Origin of the sequence: Paenibacillus solisilvae (assembly GCF_042656405.1) — a bacterium.
In the GTDB taxonomy this organism is placed as follows: Bacteria; Bacillota; Bacilli; order Paenibacillales; family Paenibacillaceae; genus Paenibacillus_Z; species Paenibacillus_Z solisilvae.
The window spans coordinates 89350-116042 of sequence record NZ_JBHSOW010000092.1 but is presented as its reverse complement, the minus strand read 5'-3'; the positions used below and the strand labels follow the sequence as shown (position 1 = coordinate 116042).

General features: G+C 48.4%; 26 protein-coding genes. 16 read left to right on the top strand and 10 right to left on the bottom strand.

Features of this window, described 5'->3' with window-relative positions; translation table 11 throughout:
- The first annotated feature begins 50 nt into the window (after positions 1 to 50).
- From ACFPYJ_RS24325 to ACFPYJ_RS24315, 3 genes are all read left to right on the top strand, one after another.
- Entirely contained in the window at positions 51 to 995 is a 945-nt protein-coding gene (locus tag ACFPYJ_RS24325) for an ArsR/SmtB family transcription factor (RefSeq protein ID WP_379190819.1), read from the top strand.
- Between the two features lie 114 nt (positions 996 to 1109).
- Positions 1110 to 2009: an AraC family transcriptional regulator gene (locus tag ACFPYJ_RS24320; RefSeq protein ID WP_379190818.1), complete on the top strand. Its 900-nt coding sequence runs from the start codon at positions 1110 to 1112 to the stop codon at positions 2007 to 2009.
- Positions 2010 to 2230: 221 nt separating this feature from the next.
- On the top strand, positions 2231 to 4027 hold the full coding sequence (locus ACFPYJ_RS24315; protein ID WP_379190817.1) for an ABC transporter ATP-binding protein: 1797 nt from the start codon (positions 2231 to 2233) through the stop codon (positions 4025 to 4027).
- Positions 4028 to 4094: 67 nt separating this feature from the next.
- Here ACFPYJ_RS24315 and ACFPYJ_RS24310 read toward each other — a convergent pair whose 3' ends face one another.
- The 3 genes from ACFPYJ_RS24310 to ACFPYJ_RS24300 form a co-directional block, all read right to left on the bottom strand.
- A complete protein-coding gene (locus ACFPYJ_RS24310; protein WP_379190816.1) occupies positions 4095 to 4922 on the bottom strand; it encodes an aldo/keto reductase in 828 nt (275 codons plus the stop codon).
- 34 nt (positions 4923 to 4956) lie between these two features.
- Positions 4957 to 6123 carry an iron-containing alcohol dehydrogenase gene (locus tag ACFPYJ_RS24305; protein WP_379190815.1) on the bottom strand — a complete coding sequence of 389 codons (1167 nt, stop codon included), beginning with the start codon at positions 6121 to 6123 and terminating at the stop codon, positions 4957 to 4959.
- A 173-nt stretch (positions 6124 to 6296) separates the two neighbouring features.
- A complete protein-coding gene (locus ACFPYJ_RS24300; protein ID WP_379190814.1) occupies positions 6297 to 8177 on the bottom strand; it encodes a beta-L-arabinofuranosidase domain-containing protein in 1881 nt (626 codons plus the stop codon).
- Between the two features lie 222 nt (positions 8178 to 8399).
- Here ACFPYJ_RS24300 and ACFPYJ_RS24295 point away from each other — a divergent pair, with 222 nt between their 5' ends.
- The 6 genes from ACFPYJ_RS24295 (at position 8400) to ACFPYJ_RS24270 (ending at position 17340) form a co-directional block, all read left to right on the top strand.
- Positions 8400 to 9359 carry a helix-turn-helix transcriptional regulator gene (locus ACFPYJ_RS24295; RefSeq protein ID WP_379190813.1) on the top strand — a complete coding sequence of 320 codons (960 nt, stop codon included), beginning with the start codon at positions 8400 to 8402 and terminating at the stop codon, positions 9357 to 9359.
- Positions 9360 to 9599: 240 nt separating this feature from the next.
- A complete protein-coding gene (gene glgB / locus ACFPYJ_RS24290; protein WP_379190812.1) occupies positions 9600 to 11525 on the top strand; it encodes a 1,4-alpha-glucan branching protein GlgB in 1926 nt (641 codons plus the stop codon).
- A 67-nt stretch (positions 11526 to 11592) separates the two neighbouring features.
- Positions 11593 to 12759 (top strand): glucose-1-phosphate adenylyltransferase, encoded by a 1167-nt coding sequence (locus ACFPYJ_RS24285; protein ID WP_379190811.1) that lies wholly within the window; start codon positions 11593 to 11595, stop codon positions 12757 to 12759.
- Complete coding sequence (glgD, locus tag ACFPYJ_RS24280) at positions 12756 to 13868, top strand: glucose-1-phosphate adenylyltransferase subunit GlgD (RefSeq protein WP_379190810.1); 1113 nt, start codon at positions 12756 to 12758, stop codon at positions 13866 to 13868. The genes ACFPYJ_RS24285 and glgD overlap by 4 nt, the downstream gene beginning before the upstream one ends.
- 56 nt (positions 13869 to 13924) lie before the next feature.
- Positions 13925 to 15388, top strand: a complete 1464-nt coding sequence (glgA, locus tag ACFPYJ_RS24275; protein WP_379190809.1) for a glycogen synthase GlgA — start codon at positions 13925 to 13927, stop codon at positions 15386 to 15388.
- Positions 15370 to 17340 carry a glycoside hydrolase family 15 protein gene (locus ACFPYJ_RS24270; protein WP_379190808.1) on the top strand — a complete coding sequence of 657 codons (1971 nt, stop codon included), beginning with the start codon at positions 15370 to 15372 and terminating at the stop codon, positions 17338 to 17340. Before glgA ends, ACFPYJ_RS24270 begins: the two co-directional genes overlap by 19 nt.
- 79 nt (positions 17341 to 17419) lie before the next feature.
- Here the strand turns inward: ACFPYJ_RS24270 and ACFPYJ_RS24265 are convergent, their stop codons facing one another.
- From ACFPYJ_RS24265 to ACFPYJ_RS24240, 6 genes are all read right to left on the bottom strand, one after another.
- Positions 17420 to 17869, bottom strand: a complete 450-nt coding sequence (locus ACFPYJ_RS24265; protein ID WP_379190807.1) for a DUF6526 family protein — start codon at positions 17867 to 17869, stop codon at positions 17420 to 17422.
- Between the two features lie 557 nt (positions 17870 to 18426).
- The gene (locus ACFPYJ_RS24260) at positions 18427 to 18870 is read right to left on the bottom strand and encodes a spore germination protein GerPE (protein WP_379190806.1); all 444 of its coding nucleotides are present in this window, start codon (positions 18868 to 18870) and stop codon (positions 18427 to 18429) included.
- Positions 18824 to 19048 carry a spore gernimation protein GerPD gene (locus tag ACFPYJ_RS24255; RefSeq protein ID WP_379190881.1) on the bottom strand — a complete coding sequence of 75 codons (225 nt, stop codon included), beginning with the start codon at positions 19046 to 19048 and terminating at the stop codon, positions 18824 to 18826. The genes ACFPYJ_RS24260 and ACFPYJ_RS24255 overlap by 47 nt, the downstream gene beginning before the upstream one ends.
- A gap of 94 nt (positions 19049 to 19142) precedes the next feature.
- Entirely contained in the window at positions 19143 to 19925 is a 783-nt protein-coding gene (gene gerPC, locus ACFPYJ_RS24250) for a spore germination protein GerPC (protein ID WP_379190805.1), read from the bottom strand.
- An 18-nt stretch (positions 19926 to 19943) separates the two neighbouring features.
- Positions 19944 to 20147, bottom strand: a complete 204-nt coding sequence (locus tag ACFPYJ_RS24245) for a spore germination protein GerPB (protein WP_379190804.1) — start codon at positions 20145 to 20147, stop codon at positions 19944 to 19946.
- A complete protein-coding gene (locus ACFPYJ_RS24240) occupies positions 20147 to 20383 on the bottom strand; it encodes a spore germination protein (protein ID WP_379190803.1) in 237 nt (78 codons plus the stop codon). The genes ACFPYJ_RS24245 and ACFPYJ_RS24240 overlap by 1 nt, the downstream gene beginning before the upstream one ends.
- A 171-nt stretch (positions 20384 to 20554) precedes the next feature.
- Here ACFPYJ_RS24240 and ACFPYJ_RS24235 point away from each other — a divergent pair, with 171 nt between their 5' ends.
- The 4 genes from ACFPYJ_RS24235 to gndA all read left to right on the top strand — a co-directional run bounded on the left by ACFPYJ_RS24235 (position 20555) and on the right by gndA (position 23908).
- Positions 20555 to 20980, top strand: a complete 426-nt coding sequence (locus ACFPYJ_RS24235; protein WP_379190802.1) for an Hsp20/alpha crystallin family protein — start codon at positions 20555 to 20557, stop codon at positions 20978 to 20980.
- A 119-nt stretch (positions 20981 to 21099) separates the two neighbouring features.
- Positions 21100 to 21309, top strand: coding sequence for a hypothetical protein (locus ACFPYJ_RS24230; protein WP_379190801.1), 210 nt, complete (start codon positions 21100 to 21102; stop codon positions 21307 to 21309).
- Between the two features lie 260 nt (positions 21310 to 21569).
- Positions 21570 to 22166: an adaptor complexes medium subunit family protein gene (locus tag ACFPYJ_RS24225; protein WP_379190799.1), complete on the top strand. Its 597-nt coding sequence runs from the start codon at positions 21570 to 21572 to the stop codon at positions 22164 to 22166.
- 329 nt (positions 22167 to 22495) lie between these two features.
- Positions 22496 to 23908 carry an NADP-dependent phosphogluconate dehydrogenase gene (gndA, locus tag ACFPYJ_RS24220; protein WP_379190798.1) on the top strand — a complete coding sequence of 471 codons (1413 nt, stop codon included), beginning with the start codon at positions 22496 to 22498 and terminating at the stop codon, positions 23906 to 23908.
- Position 23909: 1 nt separating this feature from the next.
- On the opposite strand, the gene ACFPYJ_RS24215 is transcribed toward gndA, so the two are convergent.
- Complete coding sequence (locus tag ACFPYJ_RS24215; protein WP_379190797.1) at positions 23910 to 24215, bottom strand: hypothetical protein; 306 nt, start codon at positions 24213 to 24215, stop codon at positions 23910 to 23912.
- Between the two features lie 155 nt (positions 24216 to 24370).
- Here ACFPYJ_RS24215 and ACFPYJ_RS24210 point away from each other — a divergent pair, with 155 nt between their 5' ends.
- Genes ACFPYJ_RS24210 through ACFPYJ_RS24200 form a run of 3 tightly spaced genes read left to right on the top strand, consistent with a single transcriptional unit; the run spans position 24371 to position 26671 of the window.
- A complete protein-coding gene (locus ACFPYJ_RS24210) occupies positions 24371 to 24889 on the top strand; it encodes a shikimate kinase (RefSeq protein ID WP_379190796.1) in 519 nt (172 codons plus the stop codon).
- A 19-nt stretch (positions 24890 to 24908) separates the two neighbouring features.
- Positions 24909 to 26201 carry a 3-phosphoshikimate 1-carboxyvinyltransferase gene (gene aroA / locus ACFPYJ_RS24205; protein ID WP_379190795.1) on the top strand — a complete coding sequence of 431 codons (1293 nt, stop codon included), beginning with the start codon at positions 24909 to 24911 and terminating at the stop codon, positions 26199 to 26201.
- Between the two features lie 35 nt (positions 26202 to 26236).
- Positions 26237 to 26671, top strand: coding sequence for a CoA-binding protein (locus tag ACFPYJ_RS24200; RefSeq protein ID WP_379190794.1), 435 nt, complete (start codon positions 26237 to 26239; stop codon positions 26669 to 26671).
- The last annotated feature ends 22 nt before the right edge of the window (positions 26672 to 26693 follow it).

Below are 26693 nucleotides of genomic sequence, written 5' to 3'. Positions count from 1 at the left end.
TCATTTCCAAGGTACACTAGAAGATATCAGTTTAGGAGAGGAACGAATGCATGGGCGACATTAAAGAACAGGTTCAGCGTTTTCCAGCTTCACGTATCATTGATGTTGCTAAGGCATTATCGGGTGACCTTCGGCTTCGGATTTTGGAGGCGCTCGGAGAACAGTCGATGAGTATTTCACAGCTTGCCGCCAAGCTGGGTGTAGCGCAGCCTACAATAACGATTAATATTCAATTGCTTGAGCATGCGGAGCTCGTCACCTCGACGCTTGGTGCGAACCGTGAGAAAATATGCTCGGTTACCTGCCGTACGATTTTGCTCGAGCTGCCTACCAAGCTTGGCGAAGGTCTTCAGAAATTAGAGGAGATCCATATGCCGATCGGAATGTATTCGAATAGCTTCGTAGGACCTCCATGCGGAATGGTGAACAAAGAAGGGGCAGCCATTGGCTGTGTTGATGATCCACGTGTTTTCTATATGCCTGAACGAACGGAAGCTGCTTTATTATGGTTTGGCGGATCAGGCTTTGTTGAGTATTATTTTGCTAATCCGGTGCCGCCTGGCGTTGTGTTTGATGAACTTCAATTCTGTGCTGAGCTGTGCTCGGAGGCGCCGGGGTTTCATCCGGAATGGCCTTCGGATATCGTGTTGTTTATCAATGACCACCGGATCGGCCAATTATCCAGTCCTGCGGATTTTGGGGACCGTAAAGGCAAGCTGACCTCCTCGAAGTGGTCAGGCGGGACGGAATACGGGCTGTTAACCACCTGGAGAGTGACCCCGGAAGGCAGCTATGTGAACGAGGAAAGACAGACGGATACAACGCTATCCGATCTGAATCTACAATATAATAAGCCGATCCGGATACGTATTGAGGTCCCCGAAGATGCTGCAAATTGCAATGGGCTGAATTTGTTTGGCTCCTCGTTTGGCGATTATCCGCAAGACTTAGTTTTATCCTTCTTTCAAATTCATGATGTTCACGAAGAAGAATAATGGACGCAGTGGCGGTAATTTAGGGTATCTCCCTGATGAATTGTTTGATAAAATAAACGGGCACCTAGATGAATCATCATCTTTAGCCGTAATTATCAACAGGGAGGCCTTGTTTTGTCGTCCGAGCCGTTACTTACTTTTTTATCGCCGCCATTGCCGTATTTTATTGAATCAAATCGTAAAACGTATATGCCAGGTGGCGAGCACCCTAACCGCCGGAATATAGGCGTGTTCGACCTCCTGTTTGTTCATAGCGGGACACTCTATGTTGGAGAAGAGTCAAACTCCTGGGAGGTTGGTCCAGGTCAAATGCTCATATTACGGCCGGATCTGTGGCATTATCCAATCAAACCGTGTACCGAAAAGACCGTATTCGATTGGGTTCATTTCCAGACTGCCGGACCTTGGGAAGAGCTGGGCGGCAATAACTGCGGAACTCTTCGCGGAGATTACTATTCCTACGCTATTCGGATTCCAAAAATGATGACGTTTACTTATCCGGAAGAAGCGATTTCTTTATTCAGCAAGCTGCATAAAGCGGCTCAGGGAACGTCCCATGATGCTTTTTGGCAGAGGCAGCAGTGGTTCCTCCATCTTCTTCAGCTGTTCGACGAGGGATGGCGCAATGAGGCGGCTAAAGCCCCAATCACGGTAGCAGAGGAAGCGGCAGCCTATCTAAAGCTTCATTTTCGCACATCGGTTACGAATGGCAAGCTTGGAGAAGCGCTGGGGCTGCACCCGAATTATATCGCACGCTGTATGGGGGAGGTATTTGATTGCACGCCTCAACAATATCTGTTGTCCTATCGGCTGGATCAGGCTAAGCTTATGCTGATGAAAACCAATTGGCCGATTTCGCGGATTGCGGATGAAACCGGCTTCAAACAGACTCCGCATTTTTCCCGTTCGTTCTCTGAGCATATTGGCATAACGCCTCTGCTGTATCGTAAACGATATACGGGAACTTCGGTGCCGAGAAACTTATCGTCTTACAACGATGAAGTGGAAGAATAACTGTTTTGCCTTAAAGCGATGAATCGGTGATCCTGCAATCCTTGGATTGCCTTTTTATTTGCCGTTCGAGGGCTGTTTGTTCATGAAATTGTCATCACACGGGGCTATTTAGCTATATTTGACCAGTTCATGTAATAAACGCGTGTTTACAAGCGGATGCCGTATCGCTTAATATAAGAAGACTTGAGCTAAATCGACAGCATAAGATTGGGGATTGTAACGTGGAGAGAGTAGAGAGAAATGCTTTAAACAAATTAAATTATGATCAGACGTTTGCGCAAGCATCAAGCAGTGAAGAGAAGAGCGCAATCAAATTTCTGATTTCGCTGTACCGCGGTAATTTTATGAATTTATCCCTGTCTTTATTTTTCCTTATCATTAAGAGTGCGCCGGTGTATGTATTACCGATTGTAACCTCTAATATCATCAATATTGCCAGCAATCCCGGCACGCATGCCACAAGGGACTTATGGATTAACTTTGCTGTTATTTCAGTCATTATTCTGCAAAATATTCCTACTCATACCTGGTATATTTCATTCATGAGCAAAGCGATCCGCCATGTCGAAGCAGGAATACGAAGCTCGCTTGTTCGCAAGCTGCAGCAATTATCCATCACGTATCACCGGGATCTTCAAGCAGGCCGTCTGCAGGCCAAAGTCATCCGTGATGTCGAGGCGGTTGAGCAGCTGTCCAAACAGCTGATGTTATCCCTGTTTCCAGCGATTATCAATATTATCGTAGCGATCGTCCTTACAGCGATGAACAGCTGGACGGTATCATCGTTCTTTGTTGTTACCATTCCGGCCTCGATTGCCCTAGTTACCGTATTCCGCAAAAAAATCCGCAAGACCAACAAGGAATTCCGCAAACAAATTGAACAGATGTCATCCATCATGTCTGAAATGGTAGAAATGATTCCGGTCACAAGAGCACATGGCCTTGAGAATGTTGAAATTGAGCGGATGGACGATTCGCTTCGCACACTGCAGGGCAAAGGCCAGCGCCTAGATATCGTTGAAGCCTACTTCGGGGCTTCCAATTGGGTAACCTTTCAGTTTTTCCAGGTTCTTTGCTTGATGTTTACCGCCTTTCTTGCTTTTCAAGGGAAGATTCCTGTCGGGAATATCGTCATGTATCAAGGATTCTTCGGGATGATCCTGGGCTCAGTCTCCGGATTGATTACCGTTTATCCGAATATGGCGAAAGGCTTCGAATCGATTCATTCCATTACTGAAATTTTACGCTCCAAAGAAATTGAGCATAATCAAGGGAAACTGAAGCTGAGTGAAATTCGCGGTGATTTTTCCTTCCAGAATGTACAGCTTATCTACCCTGGCAATGAGCATCATGTGCTGGAGGAAGTATCGCTTGAGGTGAAAGCGGGCGAGTGTATAGCTTTTGTCGGGGAGTCAGGTGCAGGTAAATCGACGATTCTGAATCTGGTCATTGGCTTCCTTGATCCGACTGGCGGCAAGGTTTGTGTCGACGGCGTCAATTTGGCTGAGGTCGATTTGCGCGAATACCGCAGATTCCTGTCAGTTGTTCCGCAGACGAATATTTTATTTTCCGGGACCATAAGAGAGAACATTACCTATGGTCTGCCCGATATTACAGAGCAGCAAATTCGTAAAGCCGTTCAAATGGCTAATCTGGAGGAATTAATTGAACGCCTCCCCAATGGGCTGGAAACGATGGTCGGCGAACATGGCGGCAAGCTCTCCGGCGGTCAGCGTCAGCGGATTGCCATCGCGCGTGCGCTTATCCGTGATCCGAAAGTGATCATCCTTGACGAGGCTACTTCCGCACTTGATAATGCCTCTGAGTTTCATGTGCAGAAGGCGATGCAGGAGCTCATTAAAGGCCGAACCACATTTATCGTTGCTCACCGCCTGTCGACCATTAGAGATGCGGACCGCATCGTAGTCATGAAGCGAGGCCGTATAGCTGAGGTGGGCACCTTCGATGAGCTGATCGCCCGCAAGGGTGAGTTCTACAATCTCAAGGAACTTCAATAATTTCGCTAGTGTAGCAAAGGAGCTCTCTCTTCATGACGAAGGGAGAGCTCCTTTGCTGCATTCTGTATTAGAAATTAAAATTGTCCGGATCCGGCCCGAAACGGACGCTGCGGTTTAGTCCGTTTAACCGTTCCATATCCGCTGAGGACAAATTGAAATCAAAAATAGCGGCGTTTTCCTCAATTCGCTTCGGATTGGTTGATTTCGGAATCGTGACAACTTGATTTTGCAAATCCCAGCGGAGCACCACCTGTGCAGGCGATTTGCCATAGTTGGCCGCGATTTCGAGCAAAACCGGTTCATCAAGCCGCCCTTGCATAAGCGGACTCCATGCTTCCAGCTGAATCTGTTTCGACTCGCAATAAGCATGAAGCCTCTGCTGCACAAGCAGCGGATGATATTCCACCTGATTCACCATCGGGATCACATTGGCCTGCCGAATCAGATCATCCAGATGATGGATGTTAAAATTACAAACTCCAATTGCACGGACGGATCCATCCATGTACAGCTTCTCAAGGGCCTTCCACGTTTCCTTATACTTACCTTGGACCGGCCAATGAATCAAATACAAGTCGATGTAATCCAGATTCAGCTTCTTACGGCTCGCTTCAAAGGCTGAGAGTGTCGAATTATAACCTTGATCCGAATTCCACACCTTCGTCGTAACGAACAGTTCCTTACGTGCAATCCCGCAGTTTCGTATTCCTTGACCTACTCCAGTCTCATTCCGATAGGCAGCGGCCGTATCTATGCTGCGATATCCGGTTGAAACAGCAGAACAAACGGCTTGCTCTACAGTCTTACCGTCAGGGATTTGGTATACGCCAAGCCCAAGCCAAGGCATCTGTATTCCGTTGTACAGCTTCGTGCTGTCTGAAATGGAGTTAGTCATACTAGCTCTCCTCTCAAAGTGAGTGCTGGTAATCTTACAGGCTCATCTCTAAAATCTGCCTGACATCGGTCTGTTCAAGCTTCTTGAAGGAACCGAGAGGTCCAAAAAGCACAGCTTCCTTAGCCATCTCATCAATATGTTCACGATCAATCTCGAACTCGGCCAAACGGGCTTGAGCGCCGATGCTTGTGAAGAAAGCTCGAGTCGCTTCAATGCCGGCAAGTGCAACTTCTTCGTCAGACCGCGAATCCCGCTTAATACCCCATACCCGCTCTGCGAACTGTGCGAAACGGTCGATTCGTTCTTTGTAGACATATTTCATCCAATTCGGGAACACAATCGATAATCCTGCGCCATGCGGGATGTCGTAGATGGCGCTGATTTCATGCTCGATACCGTGGGATGCCCAGTCATTCTGCATGCCTGCGCTGATCAGTCCGCCGTTAAGGGCAAGTGTGCCGCACCACATCAGATTAGCGCGCGCCTCGTAATTATCGGGCTGCTCAATTGCGATAGGTGTATTTTCAATGACGGTTTGAAGAATGGACTCACATAATCTCTCTTGGAGCGGCGTATCTGTTGTTCTGCTGAAATATTGTTCGAAAACATGCGACATGATATCCACAGCACCGTTAACGGTCTGATTGCGTGGCACAGAGTACGTCAAAGTCGGATCCAAGATGGAGAAAGCAGGGTATACGTGGGGACTGCCGAACGCGCGCTTTTGTTTCAGCTCCCAGTTGCTGATAACGGCATTTCCGTTCATTTCTGAGCCTGTTGCAGAGAGAGTAAGGATCGTTCCCAGCGGAATTGCCTGTTGAATAACAGCTTTATGTATACAGAAGTCCCATACGTCTCCCTCATAGAGAGCGCCAGCCGCAATCGCTTTGGCTGCATCGAGTACACTGCCTCCGCCTACAGCCAGAATAAAGTCAACCTTCTCGCTGCGGCACAGCTCAATACCTTTATATACAGACGTTAATCTTGGATTCGGCTCAATACCGGAAAGTTCGACAACACGGGCATCAATCGATTTTAACTGTTCTAAAACTTGGTCATACAGGCCGGATTTCTTGATGCTTCCGGAACCGTACACAAGCAATATGGTAGAGCCGAAGGAACGGACTTGCTCGCCAAGGCGGCTGACCATGCCTTCACCGAACAAAATTTTGGTCGGGTTTTGAAACGTGAATGGTAACATAAAGCACCTCCGATTAATAGCGTACATCCCATATTTTAGCGATTAAGCAAGGGGCAAGTCAAGGGAAGCTGCTGGGCTGGGACCAGAAAACAAGCTCACACTCAAGACAGCTTCTTCAAGAAATGAAAAAGAAGCATTACCCATTCAAAATGAGCAATGCTTCTCAAGGCCGGTTATTTGCTGCGGATGACAGGGAATTCGCCGATGCGAAGCTTCGCGCTGCCGTAAGGGACGAGAACGAGCTCCAGTTCATCCCCATCCGCTGCAGGATTTAGAGGAGGAATATCGGCATTCTCACCCTTCATGCGCCAATTGCGGACGAATTTGCCTTTTACCTTCAACCGGACAGGGGAGTCAGCAGCTTTGAAAGGTTGAGCCGGAACGTCTGCTGTGATTGTCTCGAATGCGGTCCCATCAGCGATTCCATATTTCCATTGGGAGGCTGGGAACAGCTCCCAATCGCTGAATTTCTCTCGTTCTTTAATCAGCTGCCAGTTTTCTTCGATCGGAAGCACATAGACCAGAGGACCTTGCTCCACGCTTGCAGAGCCATTATTTCGGTTCACCAGTTTGGCCTCCATAGGCAGTGCCAGCAAGATGACATCTCCATCTTTCCATTCCCGGACGAGTGTGGCAAATTGATTCTCATCCCTAACTGCAAGGGTCTCGGCATTGACCGAAATTGACGGCGCGCCGCACCACGCTGGAATGCGAAGGGAAATTGGGAATCGGTCTGTCTTGTCCAAGCTTACTTTAATAGCAATGGTATCGCGGAAAGGATAATCGGTTTCTACTGTCAATTCAGCTTTCGTTCCTGCCCCGACAACCGTAGTAACCACATTCGGCGCATAAGCGACTGCAGCAAGACCGTTATCGTGCGACATCCACAAATGGGAGACGAACTTTGGCCAGCCCTGGTGCATATTCGCTGTGCAGCAGCCGAAGTTGGCATCAAATCCGAATAAATTCGCTTCATCATTGTTCGACCAGTTACGGTGAGCGATATTACAGGCAACCTGGTTGACTTGCTGGTCGTACTGGCGTGAAGTCCAATCGGCGGAAATCGGAGCCGGCAGCGCGTTGAAAGTGACCTTCTCCAATATATCCCCGAAATAGCCATCTCCAAAAATTCGTACTAGGTTCTCAAGTGAAAACATATACTCCACGACGGCACATGTTTCGACGCCTTGACTTGGATTCGTACCCGACAGCCATTCATCCCCGGAGAACATCCCATGAGCCTGTCCATGATAAGTCATCAGGCTGCGAATTCCCCTGTAGACGGCATCGCGTTCCTTCTCATCGCCGGTAAACTCAAACAGGGTGCCTGGCGTTTTGATGCCCATCGCCACGTTAACGACATGTGAACGGTGATCCCAGTGATCCACTTTATTCCAGAATGGAAAATCAGTGAACAACCCTGTCCAATCGGTTGTTTGCTTCGCTACAATAGCAGCAAGCTCGAGCAAGAACTGATCACCGGTCCGCTTGTACAGCCAGAAGATACAGAGCATCATTTCCGCTCCGCGGGCTTCTGCCCATTCAACAAGCGGCTGCTGTTCGATCGTTTGATGAACGTAGCGGAAGAATTTCGTCATGAACGGCTCAACCCGCTCATCCCCGGTTACTTCAGCAAACTGGGTCATGACCTTGAGCATAATCATGTAATGCCACCAATCATGCTTCTTCGTAATTTCAACATTGATCGTTTTTAAGTCGACTGGACCGAACTGACCGTTTTCCTGCTGGCTGTTCAGGCTCCATTCCACCCATTTATTTGCTTTTGCTATTAAGGCCTCGTCTTCCAAAAGATACGCGAGCGGCAGAAGACCATCGATATAGTAAGGACCGCGTTCCCAGCTTTCGCCATCTCCGCCGATCCAGCCGTTGCGGGGACCAACATCCTCCCAATGCTCATCGAGATGTCCGGAGAAACCGCTCGCTTGAATGAGCAGTTGGTCTTTGAGCCAGCCAGCTGGTTTAATTGCACCTAGTGGAAGGGCGTCGAATGCGGTTTTTACCAGTTTGCTTGATGCAGGGTTTAATGTTCTCACGAGTTACACTCCTTTGAAATGAATCCGATTCAATAGCGTAACTTTATCATGGGGCAGACTGATTTTCTATATCTGTTCTGACTCTATAATTGTCCGATCACAACCTCCTTACAGCACGGCAATCCCCGATCTTACGGATAAAGGAGAAGCTGCTTTTGATTATACATAACTTATCCATTATGATGAGAGGAAGATGAAGCTATAAGAAGGGACCTGCTGTGAATGTCGACATTCAAATTTACTGCGCCGCCGCTTCCGCATATCGTAATTAGCGGGCAAGATACCTATTTCGAAGGCGGCTCCCATGCCGCGAGGAATAAAATCGGCGTGTTTGATTTGCTTTTTGTGACATGCGGAGAGTTGTATCTTGGAGAAGGGGAGCGTCAATGGATTGTCGGAGCAGGACAATGTCTGCTGCTGCGTCCGGACCAATTTCATTACTCTACCCGATCTTGCAAAGAGCAGACTCATTTTCATTGGATCCATTTTCAAGCGCTTGGTCAATGGATGGAAGTGCTGGACAGCAGCTTTCAAGAAATGGGCGAGGACCTGTACATTCCTGCCAATGAGCAGATCCGGGCAGCGGAGGCATCTCCGGCAAGCGAGGATCCGGAAGGTCATGATGCTATGAGATTAATTTCTACACTGCCATCGCCTTATGTGCAGATAGAAGGATTCTCAATTTACATACCGCGTTATTCTACTCTCGATGATCCGGAGAGCTGCTGCGGCTTGATTCAGCGAATTGAACTGCTGAACCTGCATTCTTCGGCAGTTTCAAAATGGGAGCAGCAGGTGCTGTTTCAGGAGCTGCTGATGAAGCTGAAGAATGAACGGAGAGAGCGGGAATTGGCTCCTCAAATTACGGTCGCCGAACGGGCGGCTTCCTATCTGCGGGATCGGTTCCGCAGCGTTATCTCCTATGCCCGGCTTGGGGAGGACATTCATTTTCATCCGAATTACATCTCGAAGTGCATGAAGCAGGTATACGGCTGTACACCTCTGGAGTATGTAACCAAATACCGGATTGAACAAGCGAAGCTTATGCTCATGTACACGAATGATCCGATCGGTAAAATAGCGGAGGATTCAGGTTTTGGGTCATTTCCATTTTTTGTGAGAACATTTTATAAGCATACAGGCCTCAGGCCGCGTGAATATCGGATGCAGTACCGAATTTAAGACCTGCAAAGGCGATTAAAAGATAACGATCAGGGGTAATAAACATAAAGTAATGCCTAAAAAGATAAGCAGTCTGAAAGTGACCGTTATTTGCCTAGAAGCAGCACTCATTATTTTCTGAAAATAGAGTGCCAACTTTGAAACGGCGGTGTATAATTAAAGAAAAATCGCGCATCCATGTTATATAACTTAACATTTACTTCACAAACAGCTATCGTTATAAGGAGGTGCATGCCACAAATGGTAAATGCTGCATCAATTGGCTTGTCCACGCGCGATTTGTATTTGTTCAACAAAGGGGATTTATTCCATAGTTATCGGACGCTCGGCGCGCACCCCATTCGCCTAGGAGATGAGCAAGGTGTTCGTTTCGCAGTTTGGGCTCCCCATGCGGCTTTGGTATGCGTCGTCGGCTCCTTTAACGGTTGGAATGGGGCAGGTCATGCGATGGAATGTGTCGGAGAAACCGGCATTTGGAGTTTATTCATAGCTGGAATCGGTACAGGCACGGTTTATAAGTATGAAATTCAAACCAAAGAAGGCAAACGGCTTATGAAGTCGGATCCTTACGCTTTTCAATCGGAAAGACGCCCAAGCACGGGATCTGTCGTAGCAGATCTTAACAAATATCAGTGGCGGGATGCAGAGTGGCAGCAGCGCAAGCAGGAAGGCAGCTCCTATCACGAGGCCATGCTGATTTATGAAGTGCACTTAGGTTCTTGGCGCAACAAAGGGAAAGAGAATTTCTGGACTTACGATGAATTCGCAGGCGAGCTGGTTAATTATGCTGCTGACATGGGATATACCCATATCGAGCTTCTTCCTATAACGGAGCATCCGCTGGATCAATCCTGGGGCTATCAGGTAACCGGTTATTATTCGGCAACGAGCCGCTACGGCACGCCGGAGCAATTGATGCATCTGATTGATCGCTGTCATGAACGCGGAATCGGAGTCATTCTGGATTGGGTTCCCGGTCATTTTTGCAAGGACGATCACGGCTTACGCCTTTTTGATGGAACACCCATCTACGAAGGAACGGATTTGAAGCGTGCGGAGAAGCCGCTTTGGGGAACTCTGGCCTTCGATTTTGGCTCTACCGAGGTTCAGAGCTTTCTTATCTCCAATGCCATCTATTGGATGGACGTATTCCATATAGACGGTCTGCGTGTCGACGCGGTAGCGAGCATGCTGGACCTTCACTTCGATAAACCACCCGAGCTTCGGACTTATAATAAATTAGGCGGCACGGAGAACACCGATGCTATTCGTTTTCTTAAACGGCTTAATGAAACCGTATTTCATTATTATCCCGATATCCTCATGATTGCTGAAGATTCCTCTTCTTGGCCAGCTGTAACGTCACCTACCTATATGGGTGGTTTAGGTTTTAATTACAAGTGGAACATGGGCTGGATGAACGACATGCTCCGCTATATGGCACTCGAGCCGCAAGAGCGGATGCATCACCATAACCTCATTACTTTTTCGCTTATGTATGCTTTCTCCGAGAACTTCGTACTTCCGCTTTCTCATGACGAGGTTGTGCACGGGAAACGTTCTCTCCTCAATAAGATGTCAGGCAATTATGATCAGAAATTCGCTCAGCTTCGGTTATTTTACGGCTTCTGGATGACGCATCCAGGTAAGAAGCTCCTCTTCATGGGCAGTGAATGGGGTCAATTCGACGAATGGAAAGACGGCGAATCGCTCGATTGGCAGCTCCTTGACTATTACAAGCATGAACGGATGCACCACTATGTGCAGACGTTAAACCTTGTTTATAACCAGCATGGAGCTCTATGGGAGCGGGATTGCGACCCAGGCGGTTTCGAGTGGATCGATGTTCATAATGCCGCTCAATCCGTCGTTGTCTTCATGAGACGCGGCCACGACAGTAATGAAATCACTATCTCCATTTGTAATTTCTCAATTCATGAATATCCACACTATACGATCGGTGTCCCCGAACCTGGCTCTTACCGGGTTGTTATGCATAGCGCGCTTACAGTTTTTGGCGGTGAAATCGAACATGCTACCGAGATGCTGTACAGCCGTGATACCCCATGGCATGGAAGGGCATGCAGCATGAGCATTCTTGTCCCTCCTCTGTCCTTTCAATTGCTTACTTATGTGCAAGGGGAACTTATTCACGCTACTCATTGAACGATCAAGGATCATGGTATGACTTGCTGCAGCAGCGACTGCTGCGGTTAAAAAGGAGAGAGTGTCCATGGGCAGAAAAAGAATGGTGGCTATGCTTCTTGCCGGCGGTGAAGGGAAAAGGCTTGGTGTACTTACTAAAGATTTAGCGAAGCCGGCCGTTCATTTTGGCGGAAAATACCGAATTATTGATTTTACATTGAGTAACTGCGCTCATTCGGGCATCGACACTGTTGGCGTGCTGACGCAATATCAGCCGCTCGTGCTTAACACCTATTTGGGCATTGGCAGTCCCTGGGGATTGGACCGCCGCGACGGAGGGATGTCTATTCTGCCTCCGTATATGAAGCAAAAAGGCGGTATGTGGTATAAAGGGACCGCTAATGCGATCTATCAGAACATGGGCTTTATCGATCGCTTTGACCCCGATTATGTGCTTGTTATATCCGGAGACCACATATACAAAATGGATTACGAGCTGATGCTCAAAGACCATGAGCAGCGCGGTGCAGATGTGACAATTGCCTGCATCGAGGTCGATTGGAAGGAAGCGAGCCGCTTCGGTATCATGCATGTGGACGATGATAGCCGTGTTACCTCCTTCGAGGAGAAGCCGAAGGTACCGACGAGCAACTTGGCCTCTATGGGCGTTTACATCTTCTCTTGGCCAGTCCTGCAGAAGTATCTGATTCGGGACGAAGCCAATCGGTTGTCGGGCAATGATTTTGGCAAAGATGTTATTCCTGCCATGATTCAAGATGGCGTGAAGTTGAATGCTTATACATTCGAAGGGTACTGGAAAGATGTCGGTACGCTGGAGAGTTTATGGGAAGCGAATATGGATTTACTCGCTGAATCCCCTGCGCTGGATATCAATGACCGTAATTGGCGGATCTATTCCGTCAACCCGAATCGTCCTGCGCAGTATGTGGCGGCAGGGGCGGATGTATCAAATTCGCTGATTACAGAGGGATGTATCGTAGAGGGCTTCGTTCAGCGCTCCGTTCTATTCTATGGCGTGCACTGCGATGCAGACAGCCGGATCCATGAGTCGGTCATTATGCCGAATGTGAAGATCGGTAAAGGGGTTCATATCTACCGGGCAATCATCGGAGAAGGGACGATTATAGCTGACGGCGTCACTATAGGAAGCCCGAACAAAGGAAGGATTACCGTCATTGGCAATGATGAATATGTGGGAACGAATCAAACGCTGGAGGAGGTAGAGCAGCCATGAATTCCAATGTATTAGGCGTTATCAATCTCATTCATGAATCCGATGAAATGGAAACCCTCACGGCTGGACGATGCCTGGCGACTGTGCCATTCGGAGCCCGCTATCGCCTCATCGATTTTACACTATCAAGTATGGTTAACTCCGGAATTTCGAAGGTAGCGGTATTCGCGCATACCAAATATCGTTCGTTAATGGATCATCTTGGTTCTGGAAAACACTGGGATCTCCATCACCGTCAAAGCGGGCTCTTCATGCTTCCTCCCATTACGGATGATGTGAATGAGGTTCGCCGGGGGGATCTGTTCCACTTCTACCAGCACCGCGATTACTTCAACCGAAGCTCCATGGAGTATGTCATCATTACCCGCAGTCATATGCTTTGCAATATCGATTTTGATCCCATTGTTGAGGAGCATAAAGCAAGCGGAGCGGATATTACCGTTGTCTGCAAGAACCAGAGAGATCTGATGGATGGCAGAGCGCGTAAAGTACAGGTGGATGAGAAGGGGAGAATTATTACGTTTCAGGATCATTACGGAGGAATGCAGAGTGATCTGGTGTCAATGGAAATGTATCTGATGCGCAAGGATTTGCTGCTTGAGCTGGTGGAGACCTCGCTTGCCCAAGGCCAGGATCATCTCGTTCGCCATGCGATTATGTCAAGGGTGGATAAACTTCATATTCAGAGTCATATGTTTAAAGGGTATCTGGGGATCGTTAATACGGTATCGAGCTACTACCAGAACAGTATGCAGCTGCTTCGCCTCGAAGTGTGGAAAAATTTATTTTTCGAGCCGGGTCCAATCTATACGAAGGTTAAAGATGAGCCGCCCGCAAGGTATACAGAGGGTGCAAAGACGAGTAATTCGCTGATTGCCAATGGCTGCGTCATAGAAGGCACGGTTATCAATAGTATTTTATTTCGTGGTGTGCATGTTCAAAAGGGCGCTGTCGTCCGCAATAGTATCGTCATGCAGAATGGGATCATTAGTGAGAACAGCAATATTAACCACGTTATTCTCGATAAAGACGTGACCATTGAGCGAGGGCGCGAGCTCAGGGGTGCTGAAGTTTCGCCGTTTCTGGCGATGAAACGCAAAGTGATTTAGAACCAAGAGGGTTAGCGGAGCGAGAGAGATATGAGACAGATCATAGAGGTGAAACCATGAAACTGTTATTTGCTGCATCTGAGGCTGTGCCGCTCGTGAAGACGGGGGGGCTCGCTGATGTCGTCGGATCTTTACCCAAAGCGCTGCAGGGGCGCGGTGCGGACGTGCGTGTTATTCTTCCGAAGTACGGGGCCATTCCTGAAGAAATGACCAGCCAGTTTGAGACGATTGCGACATTTAATGTCCGGCTGGGCTGGAGGGAACAATATTGCGGTTTGCTGAAAGCCGAAATAGAAGGCGTCGTTTATTACTTAATTGATAACGAGTTTTATTTCAAACGCGGCGGTTTATATGGGTACGGCGATGATGCGGAGCGGTTTGTTTTCTTTTGCATTGCTGTAACTGAAGCATTGTTTCACATGGACTTTCGTCCCGATATCATACACTGCCATGATTGGCAAACCGGGCTGATCCCGTTTCTGCTCAAGACCCGCTATCTGCATGAACCTGCCACTCGTGATATCGCAACCGTGTACACGATACATAATTTGCGGTACCAAGGCGTATTTGGCAAAGAGCTGCTGAAGGATTTGCTGAATTCCGGCGATGAGTTATTTGGTTCAGAGGGGATTGAATTTTACGGAGCCGGAAGCTGTATGAAAGGCGGACTGCTCTACGCGGACAAGCTGACGACCGTAAGTCCCACCTACGCCGAGGAAATTCAGACGGAGACTTACGGCGAGAAGCTGGAAGGGCTGCTGCGCTATCGGTCCAATGACTTGGTAGGCATCGTCAATGGTATCGACACTTCATCCTTCGATCCGATGAATGATCCGTCGCTCGAAGTGCCTTACCGCGGATCGATTCCCCGGAAACGCAAAAACAAGCTTGCCCTGCAGCGGGAACTGGGGTTAGAGCAGTCCGAGCAGGTACCGCTGATTGGTGTCGTGTCGCGTTTGGTTGATCAGAAGGGCTTCGATTTAGTCGAGGCTGTTCTGGAACAGATTTTGCAAGAAGAGGTCCAGTTAGTCGTTCTGGGCTCCGGAGATTGGCATTATGAACAGCTGTTTCGCCGAGCTGCCGCTAAGCAGCCGACCAAGGTCGCAGCCTGGTTTGGATTTAACGACGGGCTGGCCCGAAGAATTTATGCCGGAAGCGACATGTATCTCATGCCTTCACAGTTTGAACCCTGTGGATTGAGCCAGTTGATCGCGCTTCGCTATCGGTCGGTTCCTATAGTGAGAGAAACGGGGGGCTTAAGGGATACCGTGACTTCCTATAACGAATTTTCGGGAGAAGGCAATGGTTTCAGCTTCACGAACTACAATGCGCATGATCTGCTGTACACGGTTCAAAGAGCGGTGTCGATGTATCGCGATGAAACGACTTGGCAGAAAATTTTGGTGAACGGAGCTAAAGATGATGTCAGCTGGATCAAATCGGCGAAATCCTATCAAGCCCTCTATTCCGACATTCTGTCCAAACGAAAGGAGACCAAACCATGGCCCGTCATCTCGTAATCGGTAACGGCAAAATTCTTCTGAATCTTGACCGGAATTGTTACATTCGTGATATTTATTATCCGTTTGTCGGCCAGCTCAATCATGTAGGTGGGCAATACTGCAGGTTCGGTATTTGGGTGGCGGGGCAATTCTCCTGGCTTGAGGAACCGGAGTGGAAATTTGAACTTGGGTATATCGAGGGTTCTCTCGTTACGAATATTATCGCCAAGAATGAGAGGCTTGCTGTAGAGCTGCACATCAACGATGGCATTCATCAACGGGAGAGCATCTATATCAAGCGCGTCGTGATCCGCAATCTGTCGGCGGAGTCCCGTGAATGCCGGTTGTTCTTTCATCAGGATCTGATGATTGACGGTTCTGAGGTCGGTGATACGGCTGCATATTATCCGGATAACCATACGCTGTATCATTACAAGCGCTCCTCTTACTTTATGTTTAACGGCTTCTCGGATGAGGGCGGTATGATGCAGTATACGACAGGCATTAAAAGGTTCCAATCCGCAGAAGGTACGTGGCGGGATGCGGAAGATGGCAGCTTGATGGGGAATTCCATCGCGCAGGGGTCTGTTGACAGTACGATCAGCTTCAGAACTGTCGTTCCGGCAGGCGGGGAGAAAACGATCTATTATTGGATGTCCATCGGCAAAGACCTCGAGGAGGTAAAGGAGCTCAACCAATATGTGCAGGAGAGCCACCCGGAAAAGCTGCTAAGCCGGATCGTTATTTACTGGAAGCATTGGCTCCACCGCGCGGAGAATGACCTCGGGGACTTAACGCCAGAAGTGGCGCGTATGTTCAGGTTAAGTCTATTGATTGTACGTACGCAGACCGACGAGAGGGGCGCTATTGTAGCTGCTAACGACACGGATATCCTGCAGTATAACCGGGATCATTACAGCTATATGTGGCCCCGTGATGGTGCGCTTATTGCTGATGCAATGTCCGCTGCGGGCTTTCAGAGCGTCATTTCGCCATTTTTCCAATTCTGCGCACAGACCCTTTCGCCCGACGGCTATCTGTTTCATAAATACAATCCTGATGGGACGGTCGGCTCCAGTTGGCATCCGTACATCGTTCAGGGGAGCCGCAGGCTCCCCATTCAAGAGGATGAGACGGCGCTCGTGCTGTTTGCGCTCTGGAAGGATTACACCCGGCATCAAGTGATTGAACTTCCGCAATCACTCTATAATAACCTGATTCGCAAAGGCGCTGCCTTTTTGAGTCAGTATATGGAGCACAGCTTATCCCTTCCTAAGCCGAGCTATGATTTGTGGGAGGAGCGTTACGGCATCTGGACCTATACGGTCGCATCGGTGTATGGCGGCCTAATGGCCAGCGCTTATTTCACGGAGCTGTTCGGTGATTACGAACGCAGCGATCATTTTAGGAAAACGGCAGCCGCTATTAAAGAAGGGATGCTCGACCATCTCTGGGATGAAGAATCCGGACGGTTTGCCCGCGGACTTATCCAGAAGGATAACCGCTGGGTGAAAGATATGACGCTCGAGAGCAGTCTGTTTGGCATCTGGGAGTTTGGCGTTCTTCCAGTTGACGACAGCCGTGTCATTCGCACGATGAATGCGATTAAGGAAGGATTGACAATTCGTACGGGTGTTGGCGGAGTTGCCAGATATACAAACGATTATTATTTTCAGCAATCTGGTGATATTGAGAATGTTCCGGGTAACCCTTGGATTATCTGTACGCTGTGGATTGCTAATTTCCAAATAGAATCAGCTGCCAGCCTGGCGGATCTTGCAGAGCCGAAGCAAGCGCTGCAATGGGTGGAGGAGCATGCACTCTCAAGCGGGGTGCTGCCGGAGCAGTTGAACCCTGTAGACGGAACGCCTCTGTCTGTTGCTCCGCTGACATGGTCTCATGCGACATTCGTGCAAAGCGTGACGCGTTATGCGGACAAATATGCGAAACTTGCTTTATTAGAGAAATAAGCACAAAAAAGGCTGCTTTTAGCCTTCGTCGTTTATCGAACGATGAGGCGGAAAGCGGCCTTTTTTATGATTGGCGGAGTTATACGCGGTAATGATCGGGACGCCAGGATGTTATCGCTTGTTTGATTTGATCGGGTGTCAGCTGTTCCTTGGCCGCCCGTTCTGCCAGAGGAAGGTATTCCTCATCTGACGCAAAGCGCAGCGCAAGAATTTGTTTGATTGTGAGCTTGTCATCGAACCGTTTGCCGGATAACACATAATAGCGAAGCTGTTCCTCTGCGGCAATGGCCCGATCCTGCACTTTGGTCGCATAACCGCGAAGCCGGATGAAGATGATGACGGCAATCAATGCAAGCAGGAATGAAATTACGGGCTGTCTCAAGGGGGCGTCGCTGCGGATTGCTTGGATAAGCTGGATCAAAGTAAGTGCCAGGACGCCTGCGGTGAGAAGAGTCAGGACATAATGATACAGGGGGTCAAACCGTTTATGCGTTTGGTAGGATTGTGAGGGCTGACTCACAGGATTCATCTTCATTACCCCGCTTTCATTTGGTTTAGGCTGCTTCTATACAGGTTCGGTAGAGAAGGTTAATATCCTTTTGCTTGACTTATGAATATATGTATTGAAATTCTATATGTACGATTGGATCAATTTGCATTGTTCGCTATCTGCATCATGCATCCTTAAAAACAAAAACGGCCGTGCCCACGGACACGACCGTCATTGCGTTCTTTATAGGTTCGTTCGTTAGCTTAGAAAACACCAGCACGTAGAACGATGACTAAAAGAATATAGAGTACAAGAATTACGCCTATGCCAGTACACAGAACACCAGGGCCGTAGCCGACTCCGCCGACTTGACCGCAACCTGTACCTACTCCACCTACACCTTGCATGTATCCCACTTGTGCATTCCTCCTGAGTGGTTATTAGTGATGTTTGATATCACACTGTTAATGTATGATGGAGAACCTATTTCGATTGGACGTTTGTACGGGGTACATCCGTAATTGAGCATTCGCCCAGCTTGAAGCAGCGGCAGAAGAGCTGTTCGTGTGCCTTGCCTGACAGATGCCCAGCTGATGTCAGGGGGTTGGAGATGAATACTCGGCAAACTGGCGGATATGCTTAATTCGGGATTCAGCAGTGGTTTTCATTCCGTTTCCGATCAATATGGAAGCGGCGCTGCTTACGGCAATCACATATATGCAGCCGACGCTGATGCGTTGGTTCTTATTTTGCTTGCGCATAAACAGGTAGTCGTCTTCCGAGGAGGGAGCCGGGAATGCAGGCAGCGGCTTGTCAAAGATAGAATAGGATTCAAAGTAAGCATCGCCTGCATCTTCATGATTGATTTCACGCTGCACAGACAGTCCGCGGACAGAAGCGTTCAGCTCGGCACGGTCACCAAGCTGGACGATCGAAGAGCCTGCTATACTTATGATTTCTAAACTGCCGAGCTCTGAGACGCGCACCTTGAAGTCAGCTGCGCCCTGGAGCATTATCTTCTCCTTCAGCCTGCTGTGCATTCTCCGGCGCTCCCAGAGGCGCTAAAGGGCCTACGATGACCGATTCAGGCGGTGTATCGAACATCGAGTAAAGAGTGATCTGTTCCGTGTCCCCGATCTGCAGGACGGAGGCGCTTGCCACAGCAGTCATTTGGATACTGCCGACGGCGAGGGAGTGATTAATAACTGTTAAATTCATCATGGATGCTTCTTCTCCTTAGTCAGAGTATGGTGTCCGGGCGGAGCGGGTTAGGTTCCTTAAGAGCGCATACTCGCCCAGGAGATTTGAGTGATTAGGCTTGACTTGAATTTGATTGCAATCTTGACAAGTAGGCTCGAAGCGCGTGATCAATATCGCGAGTCGTCTTCGTCCAGACATCCGACTTGATTTGCCGGAGCTCGTTGACCTGAAGCGCTTCTTGATTGCTTGCGCCATTTGGTATTGAGGAGTGGATATAATACTGAATCCGAGAACTGATCTGCTTGCGGATGTCCTCAATAATTAATTGCCTGTGATATGGATCGAGCGACACGCCAAATTCAGACTCAAGGTGAATAAGTCTTGCTGGTGCCTCTTTATTCAAATAAAAATCCACTTCTCCTCTGATCTCCGGATAGGGAGGTCTTAAGTTAGCGGCGTCTGGAGAAAGCGCAGGGTTTGAAGTTGGGGTAGGAAACACATTAGGAGCGCTTGTTTGCTGATTATTATTGGTTCCATTTTGTTGAAGCGGCGCTACCGGCGGTGGATTGTGAACCTTTGTTTCGGACGGTCCCGGCATTACCAGTTGACCGATTTCCTTAACTGTTTCTTCGCTTGGAGGTGTCATGCCGATGTTAAGAGTCCCGTCGAGCTTCTCTACCTTCAATTGGTCAAAATGATAGGAGAGGCTGTCGATGTGATAGAGCGGTCTGGACTCTGAAGCCTTCATCCGCTCGGTCAAATCGGTTACCTGCTTGATCAGCCGATTTATGATCAATTGCTGCTCTTCCAGCCTACAGTGCTGCTGATGTATCCGCTGAGAGAGTGACATCCACATTTGCCACGGTGTCATGGGGCTGCTGTCTTGTTGCTGCAAGGCAGGACACCTCCATTCTTAGACTGGATTAGGCAGCGGTACAAAGGCGAGGGGGTTCTCTTCGCCAAGCTGAGGCGCCGCTTCCTTGAATTCGCCGGTATTATATAACTGAGAGAGAGAGCGGATGGACCCGGCAGTGCCGACCTGCAGCACAGCTGAATTCGTTACGCTGTTCACCCGGAGCTGGTGAATCGTGATTTGCTGATGAACGGTTACATTCATCACACGTTCACCCCGCTGCCTATTTCACTCGTTGAGCTGTCTACGACATCTGGATCATTCGTGTTTGTTGCACTGACCGCATTATTAGAATTCGTTAAACTGCCGGTCAGAAAAGAACCTGAGCCGGCATATGTCTTGGAGGTGCTTTGCGGCGACATTTGAACGGCATCTCCGAACTGGACGATGGAACTTGTGCCGACGCTGATGATTTTGACGAATCCGACGATTGCAGGCATATGGATCTGCTCCTTCCTGATTGTGCGCAAGGCTGATGTTACATCTTATGCGGCATTCGCCCAGAGGTTCCCTTTTTAGCGATGAACGAGAGGAGCAGGGTTCAAGATGTGTCCGCCCAGCTTTCTTCCGCATAGGATATGAATAACAGTATGGAAGCGGAGGTTAGGTTGATGGCTTCCCAATGGGACGAATTGGAGAAATGGATGGAGTATCAGCAGCTGCCTAAGGGGTTTGACGTATTTTCTCAGCAGGATTGGGTCAGTGATTATGTTCGAAAACTGATGACCAAAGCAATGCCTGCCGCCGCTTCAGTATTCGGAAATTCCAAAGCGGATATCGCGGAGACAAAACGGTTTATCACAGTTACCTATCCGCTCGGAGAAGATGCTGATCTCACAGAGATAAGTCTGTTGGTTCGCGAAGATCGGCTGAAGCTGTCCGGTCTTAAGGGCGGGAAAGACGAGACGATTAAGCTGCCAAAGCTTGTCGTGGCACGTTCTTGCGTGGCTCGTTATGATGGCATCGTGCTAAGCATCAAGCTGAGGAAGAGAGTCCCCCGCAAACGCGGCTATGAGGCTGTTATTCACTTGAAATAGACAGAAGCGCAGCGATTGGACATGGAAATGTCACGAATTTGTCCGTGTTTGTGGACTGTCCGTGCTGGATATGAGCGGAGCTAATCGCTTATAATGCATGTAAAGACTTGCATAGGGGAGTGTTTATCTTGACGCTTGTAGATGTCAGTGCCATATCCGCAGGGTTATTCATAACCGGTGCGATTTTTATTTTGCTCATATTCTCACTGTTAAGCTTAGGGGTTCTGAGAATGTTCCAGCTCAAGGTTCGTGCCGGCTGGTACAGCTTTGCAGGGGCGGTCGTCAGCGGAGCTGCTTTTGCGGTTATTTTGAACCAATGGTTCCTGTGACGTAGTAACCTTAACATAAGGATATGCGAAATGCGGTAAATTGAGGCTGTCCGTTCGTCTTTCACGAGGCGAATGGGCAGCCTATTCGTATTTTAAAGCAAATAAAAGCCCGACTTTAAATTCTAAACGGAAATTCTTCATACAAGCTTAAAAATAGTCAATAATCCAAGTTGCCATTACATAAGATGGAGTATAAGATAGTGATACGAGAGAATATTCAGAACATTCCGTAAATTAGTGAAGAGGGGGAGGGATTGCCGATGAACAAGAGCCATGAAGTCGAATACTGCAACCTGGAATTACGTTTTGACCGCCGGCAAATCCAAAATCTCATTCGGGATTTGATCCAGGAAGGTTATTCGCTGTATTGGAGCGAAACGGATGTTTATTTTCTCATATCGGTTCGAAGCGGTCGCAAACTTGTGAAGCTCCGGTTTCAACGGGTTCGCAACCGATACAAAATTGTCGGGGATTATATCATCAAGGATGAGAAGCTGTCGGAGCTGCTTGAGAAGCTGATTAACGATTCTCGTGGTCATGCAGTCGTCAAACGGTTTAAGGATCGTCAAATTGTCATTGAGAGCATTATGTTTGGCGAAATTATTCGACTTGTGGAGGTGTCCGGCATGGAGCATCGTATTATTTACCAGAAAAAACCGCTAGTGACGGTAGAGGAAGTCATCCAGGCGTTTCAATCTAAACGGGCAGAAGAACGCGCGGCAGTCCTTCGCTATGAGCTTGATTATGAACTGTCCGTGTACCATGAAGCCATTAATGAAGGACGCGAGGATGATATGGCGCAGTCGAAGGAACGATTACAAACCTTGCGAATTGAGATGATACAGCTTGAGCTCTAAGCCTTTGAATAGCAAGATAAGGAAAAAATAAGCTTCCGGGGGATTTATGCCGGGGGCTTATTTTTGTTGCTGGAATGAGATTCGGGCTTTGTTTAATAATAAAGGCAAGGTTTATTCGAAGTTTGATGATGTCAAAATGTCAGCGCTTTCGACATTTACCTGGCATTTTTCTTTATTGGCATGGTTTTCATTCCCGGTGAAAAAGAGTAAAATAGGTGTATTGTATGCGTAACAACATGTCTCCCCCGCACAATAGTGCGTCTCTTGGAGGGAGAATGTTCATGCATGGTGTACTTCACTATAAAATAGAAAAGGGATGGAAGAACCAGATGTCTAAACAACAAATCGGAGTTATCGGTCTAGCGGTAATGGGTAAGAATCTGGCGTTAAACATTGAGAGCAGAGGATTTACCGTATCGGTTTACAACCGGTCCCGCGAGAAAACGGACGATCTTGTACAAGAAGCTGCCGGCAAAAACTTAGTTGGTACATACACAGTTGAACAGTTTGTGGAGTCCCTTGAATCTCCTCGTAAAATTCTAATCATGGTTCAAGCCGGCGCAGGAACAGATGCAACCATTGACGCACTCGTTCCATTGCTTGACCAAGGCGATATCATCATTGATGGCGGTAATGCTTATTTCCCTGATACCGTCCGCCGCAGCAAAGATCTTGAAGCTCGCGGAATCCGTTTCATCGGCACGGGTGTTTCCGGCGGTGAAGAAGGCGCACTAAAAGGCCCATCCATTATGCCAGGCGGTCAAGAATCCGCATACAAATTGGTTGAGCCTATTCTTACTGCTATTTCGGCAAAAGTTAACGGCGATCCTTGCTGCACATACATTGGTCCGGACGGCGCAGGCCACTATGTGAAGATGGTTCATAACGGCATCGAGTATGGCGACATGCAGCTGATCTGTGAAGCGTATGATCTGTTGAAACGTGTACTTGGCGTAAGCACAGAAGAGCTTCAATCCATCTTCACTGAATGGAACAAAGGCGAGCTGGACAGCTACCTGATTGAAATCACAGCAGATATTTTCTCCAAATATGATCCGGAAACAAACCAACCGATGGTTGATGTCATTCTGGATTCCGCCGGTCAAAAGGGTACTGGTAAATGGACAAGTCAAAGCGCGCTCGATCTTGGCGTTCCGCTGTCCATTATTACCGAATCCGTATTCTCACGCTTCCTCTCTGCGTTGAAAGAAGAGCGCGTAACAGCAAGCAAGCTCCTCAAAGGCCCGCAATCCGCACCATACCAAGGCGACAAGGCTGCTTTCATTGAAGCTGTCCGTAAAGCATTGTTTGCGAGCAAAATCTGCTCTTATGCTCAAGGCTTCGCTCAAATGCGCGCTGCATCTGACGAATACGGCTGGAACCTTCGTTACGGCGATATCGCGATGATTTTCCGCGGCGGCTGCATCATTCGTGCAGGCTTCCTGCAAAACATCAAAGACGCTTACGATCGCGATGCTGCATTGCCAAACCTTCTGCTTGATGCCTACTTCAAAGAAGTAGTTGAATCATACCAAGGCGCGTGGCGTGAAGTTGTTGCTGCAGCAGTTACCCAAGGAATTCCGGTTCCAGCGTTCTCAAGCGCGTTGTCCTACTACGACAGCTACAGAACAGAGCGCCTGCCTGCTAACCTGCTGCAAGCACAGCGTGATTACTTTGGCGCTCATACGTTCAAACGTTTGGACAAAGAAGGCTCATTCCACTTTAACTGGATGCAATCCTAAGTTATCGTGCTGTTGTTTGTTTGTGGAGGCCGTATAACACTTCTTTAAGGCAGCTGCGGAGCCGGTCCGGTTCTTGACCAAGACCTCTGCGCTGCTTGATGAGAATCATCGAGGCCTCTGCAAAGCATTGAAATTTCTTTAATAGTAGTGGCTGAGGAAGGCTGAGTAATTCAGGCGCTTCATCAGCCACTTTCTTTTTCATATATTCCAGTACCCATACAACGTCATCGCGGCATAGCGGATAGTCGGGATTTAAGATGCGGGCCATACGGATATTGGTTGGCTGAGGTTCTAGGTTAGGGAACATTATTTTTTCACTCCTCGATCATGCTCAATTGAGATGCAATACTACAACTGTACGGCAGCATCAACTTTTTTATACCAGATTGGGTGCAATAATGGTATGATATTTGGACATGTTTATTAAATCTTAACCTCATTAAAAGTAGGTGTGCATAATCGATGGAACACAAGCAGCAGCCTCATATCGTACTCGTAGGATTCATGGGGACGGGGAAATCTACCATTGGTGAATTGCTGGCCAAGCGCCTTGGCTGCGATGTAATCGGCATTGATGAAGAGATTGAACGTCGTGCCGGCAAGCGGATTCCTGAGATTTTTGCTTCAAAGGGGGAGACCGCTTTTCGGGAAGGCGAGACTGAAGCGCTGAGGGATGCGCTTCAATCTAATCACCGCCGGGTGATCTCAACCGGAGGCGGAGCAGTGCTGGCGGAACGTAACCGCGAGCTCATGATAACTCATGGTCTTGTCATCGCTTTGAAAGCCGATGCGGAGCAGATCATTGCCCGTGTCAGTAAAGACTCCTCGCGTCCCCTTCTTCAAGGTGATGTTAGTGAGCGTGTGCATAAACTGCTCGAGGATCGCAAGTATGCATATGACTTTGCCCACAAGACAATCGATACGACCCAATTAAGCGTAGATGATGTTGTTGATCAAATTTGGAATTATATCCACCATTAAAGGAGAAAACGAACCGATCATGGATGTACTTGTTACCCCAACACCCAATCTGCAGGGAGAAATTCAAGCACTTTCTTCCAAAAACTACACGACGCGCTACCTTTTAGTAGCTGCGCTTGCTGAAGGTACCAGCACGATTTATTATCCGGCACATAGCGAAGACAGCGATGCGATGCGCCGTTGCATTCGTGATTTGGGTGCTGTCATTGAAGAAGATGATGAGAAGATTACGATCACCGGGTTTGGACGCAATCCTAAGGATGTTAAGGAACTGGATGTTGGCAATGCTGGAGCGGTGCTGCGTTTCTTAATGGCGATAGCTGCACTTTGCCCGGAGGTGACGTTCATCAACCGTTATCCTGATTCTTTGGGCAAACGCCCGCATGACGACCTTATTGCATCACTTGGACAAATCGGCGTACAAGTCGAGCATGATAAGGGACGACTGCCTATAACCATTCGGGGCAGTCAGCCTCGCGGCGGTAAAATTACGGTATCGGGCAGTGTGAGCTCGCAGTATCTAAGCGCGCTGTTATTCCTGACCCCGCTGCTTGAAGAAGACAGCGAAATCGAAGTGCTTCATGACCTCAAATCCAAAGTTGTTGTCGGTCAAACGCTTGAAGTACTGGCTCAAGCCGGTATCATGATTGAAGCAAGCGAAGATCTAATGCATTACAAGATCCCTGGACGTCAGCAGTATGCGGCTAAGAAGTACATTGTACAAGGGGACTACCCGGGTTCAGCTGCTATTCTTGCGGCAGCGGCAGTAACGAATTCCGATGTTACTCTGCATCGTCTCGAGGAAAACAGCAAGCAAGGCGAACGTGCGATTATTGATGTGCTCCGTATGATGGAAGTTCCTCTGACACATAAAGATGGAGTTGTCCGCGTTCAAGGAAACGGCCGACTAAAAGCACTTGAATTTGATGGTGACAAAGCGACGGATGCCGTTCTGGCGATGGTGGCTGCAGCTGTCTTTGCTGAAGGCACTTCCCGGTTTTATGATGTTGAGAACCTGCGGTACAAAGAATGCGACCGGATTACCGATTATTTGAACGAGCTGCGCAAAGCGGGAGCCAATGTGGAAGAACGCCAGAGCGAGATTATCGTGCATGGACGTCCAGAAGGCGTAGAGGGCGGAGTAGAGATAAATGCTCATTATGATCACCGTGTCATTATGGCTCTCACAGTGGTTGGTTTACGTGCGAAACAGCCGCTGCGTATCCGTGATGCTCATCATGTAGCGAAGTCATACCCTCAATATTTCGACCATCTGAAAGCATTAGGTGCGAATGTAGAGTGGATTGAATAGCAGAATGACTAAATTTAGGAAGGTGTGTGTGCCAAATGGCATTTGAAAATCCGACAAGAGACGAAATTAAACGTTTATTGGAAGATTCACAGGTGATCGCTGTTGTAGGCTTATCTGACAACCCGGAACGCGTATCGTATATGGTGTCTGAAGCGATGCAAGCGAAGGGGTACCGGATCATCCCGGTGAACCCGAATGCGGATTTCATTTTAGGTGAGAAAAGTTATGCATCGCTAAAGGAGATTCCAGAGAAGGTCGACATTGTTAATGTTTTCCGCCGCAGCGAGCACACACCTCCTATAGCAGAGGAATCTGTTGCCATCGGCGCTAAAGCGATCTGGCTGCAATTAGGCGTATTTCAGGCAGAAACAGCCGAAATCGCCCAAAATGGCGGACTGCAGGTGATCATGGACCGCTGCATAAAGGTAGAAGATTCCATACTGCTGCCGCAAGGAAAATCCAAATCCTAACGGTCATAAATTAGGGCGGTCT

Bases quoted from the DNA above. Each gene is read 5' to 3' on its own strand.
- ACFPYJ_RS24235 (WP_379190802.1), top strand. From the start codon at position 20,555: ATGGCTTCCCAATGGGACGAATTGGAGAAATGGATGGAGTATCAGCAG.
- ACFPYJ_RS24305 (WP_379190815.1), bottom strand. From the start codon at position 6,123: ATGTTACCATTCACGTTTCAAAACCCGACCAAAATTTTGTTCGGTGAA.
- ACFPYJ_RS24260 (WP_379190806.1), bottom strand. From the start codon at position 18,870: ATGCACAGCAGGCTGAAGGAGAAGATAATGCTCCAGGGCGCAGCTGAC.
- ACFPYJ_RS24270 (WP_379190808.1), top strand. From the start codon at position 15,370: ATGGCCCGTCATCTCGTAATCGGTAACGGCAAAATTCTTCTGAATCTT.
- ACFPYJ_RS24225 (WP_379190799.1), top strand. From the start codon at position 21,570: ATGAACAAGAGCCATGAAGTCGAATACTGCAACCTGGAATTACGTTTT.
- ACFPYJ_RS24310 (WP_379190816.1), bottom strand. From the start codon at position 4,922: ATGACTAACTCCATTTCAGACAGCACGAAGCTGTACAACGGAATACAG.
- ACFPYJ_RS24240 (WP_379190803.1), bottom strand. From the start codon at position 20,383: ATGCCTGCAATCGTCGGATTCGTCAAAATCATCAGCGTCGGCACAAGT.
- ACFPYJ_RS24265 (WP_379190807.1), bottom strand. From the start codon at position 17,869: ATGAATCCTGTGAGTCAGCCCTCACAATCCTACCAAACGCATAAACGG.
- ACFPYJ_RS24285 (WP_379190811.1), top strand. From the start codon at position 11,593: ATGGGCAGAAAAAGAATGGTGGCTATGCTTCTTGCCGGCGGTGAAGGG.
- glgD (WP_379190810.1), top strand. From the start codon at position 12,756: ATGAATTCCAATGTATTAGGCGTTATCAATCTCATTCATGAATCCGAT.
- gndA (WP_379190798.1), top strand. From the start codon at position 22,496: ATGTCTAAACAACAAATCGGAGTTATCGGTCTAGCGGTAATGGGTAAG.
- glgB (WP_379190812.1), top strand. From the start codon at position 9,600: ATGGTAAATGCTGCATCAATTGGCTTGTCCACGCGCGATTTGTATTTG.
- glgA (WP_379190809.1), top strand. From the start codon at position 13,925: ATGAAACTGTTATTTGCTGCATCTGAGGCTGTGCCGCTCGTGAAGACG.
- ACFPYJ_RS24200 (WP_379190794.1), top strand. From the start codon at position 26,237: ATGGCATTTGAAAATCCGACAAGAGACGAAATTAAACGTTTATTGGAA.
- ACFPYJ_RS24325 (WP_379190819.1), top strand. From the start codon at position 51: ATGGGCGACATTAAAGAACAGGTTCAGCGTTTTCCAGCTTCACGTATC.
- ACFPYJ_RS24255 (WP_379190881.1), bottom strand. From the start codon at position 19,048: ATGAATTTAACAGTTATTAATCACTCCCTCGCCGTCGGCAGTATCCAA.
- ACFPYJ_RS24295 (WP_379190813.1), top strand. From the start codon at position 8,400: ATGTCGACATTCAAATTTACTGCGCCGCCGCTTCCGCATATCGTAATT.
- aroA (WP_379190795.1), top strand. From the start codon at position 24,909: ATGGATGTACTTGTTACCCCAACACCCAATCTGCAGGGAGAAATTCAA.
- ACFPYJ_RS24245 (WP_379190804.1), bottom strand. From the start codon at position 20,147: ATGAATGTAACCGTTCATCAGCAAATCACGATTCACCAGCTCCGGGTG.
- ACFPYJ_RS24215 (WP_379190797.1), bottom strand. From the start codon at position 24,215: ATGTTCCCTAACCTAGAACCTCAGCCAACCAATATCCGTATGGCCCGC.
- ACFPYJ_RS24210 (WP_379190796.1), top strand. From the start codon at position 24,371: ATGGAACACAAGCAGCAGCCTCATATCGTACTCGTAGGATTCATGGGG.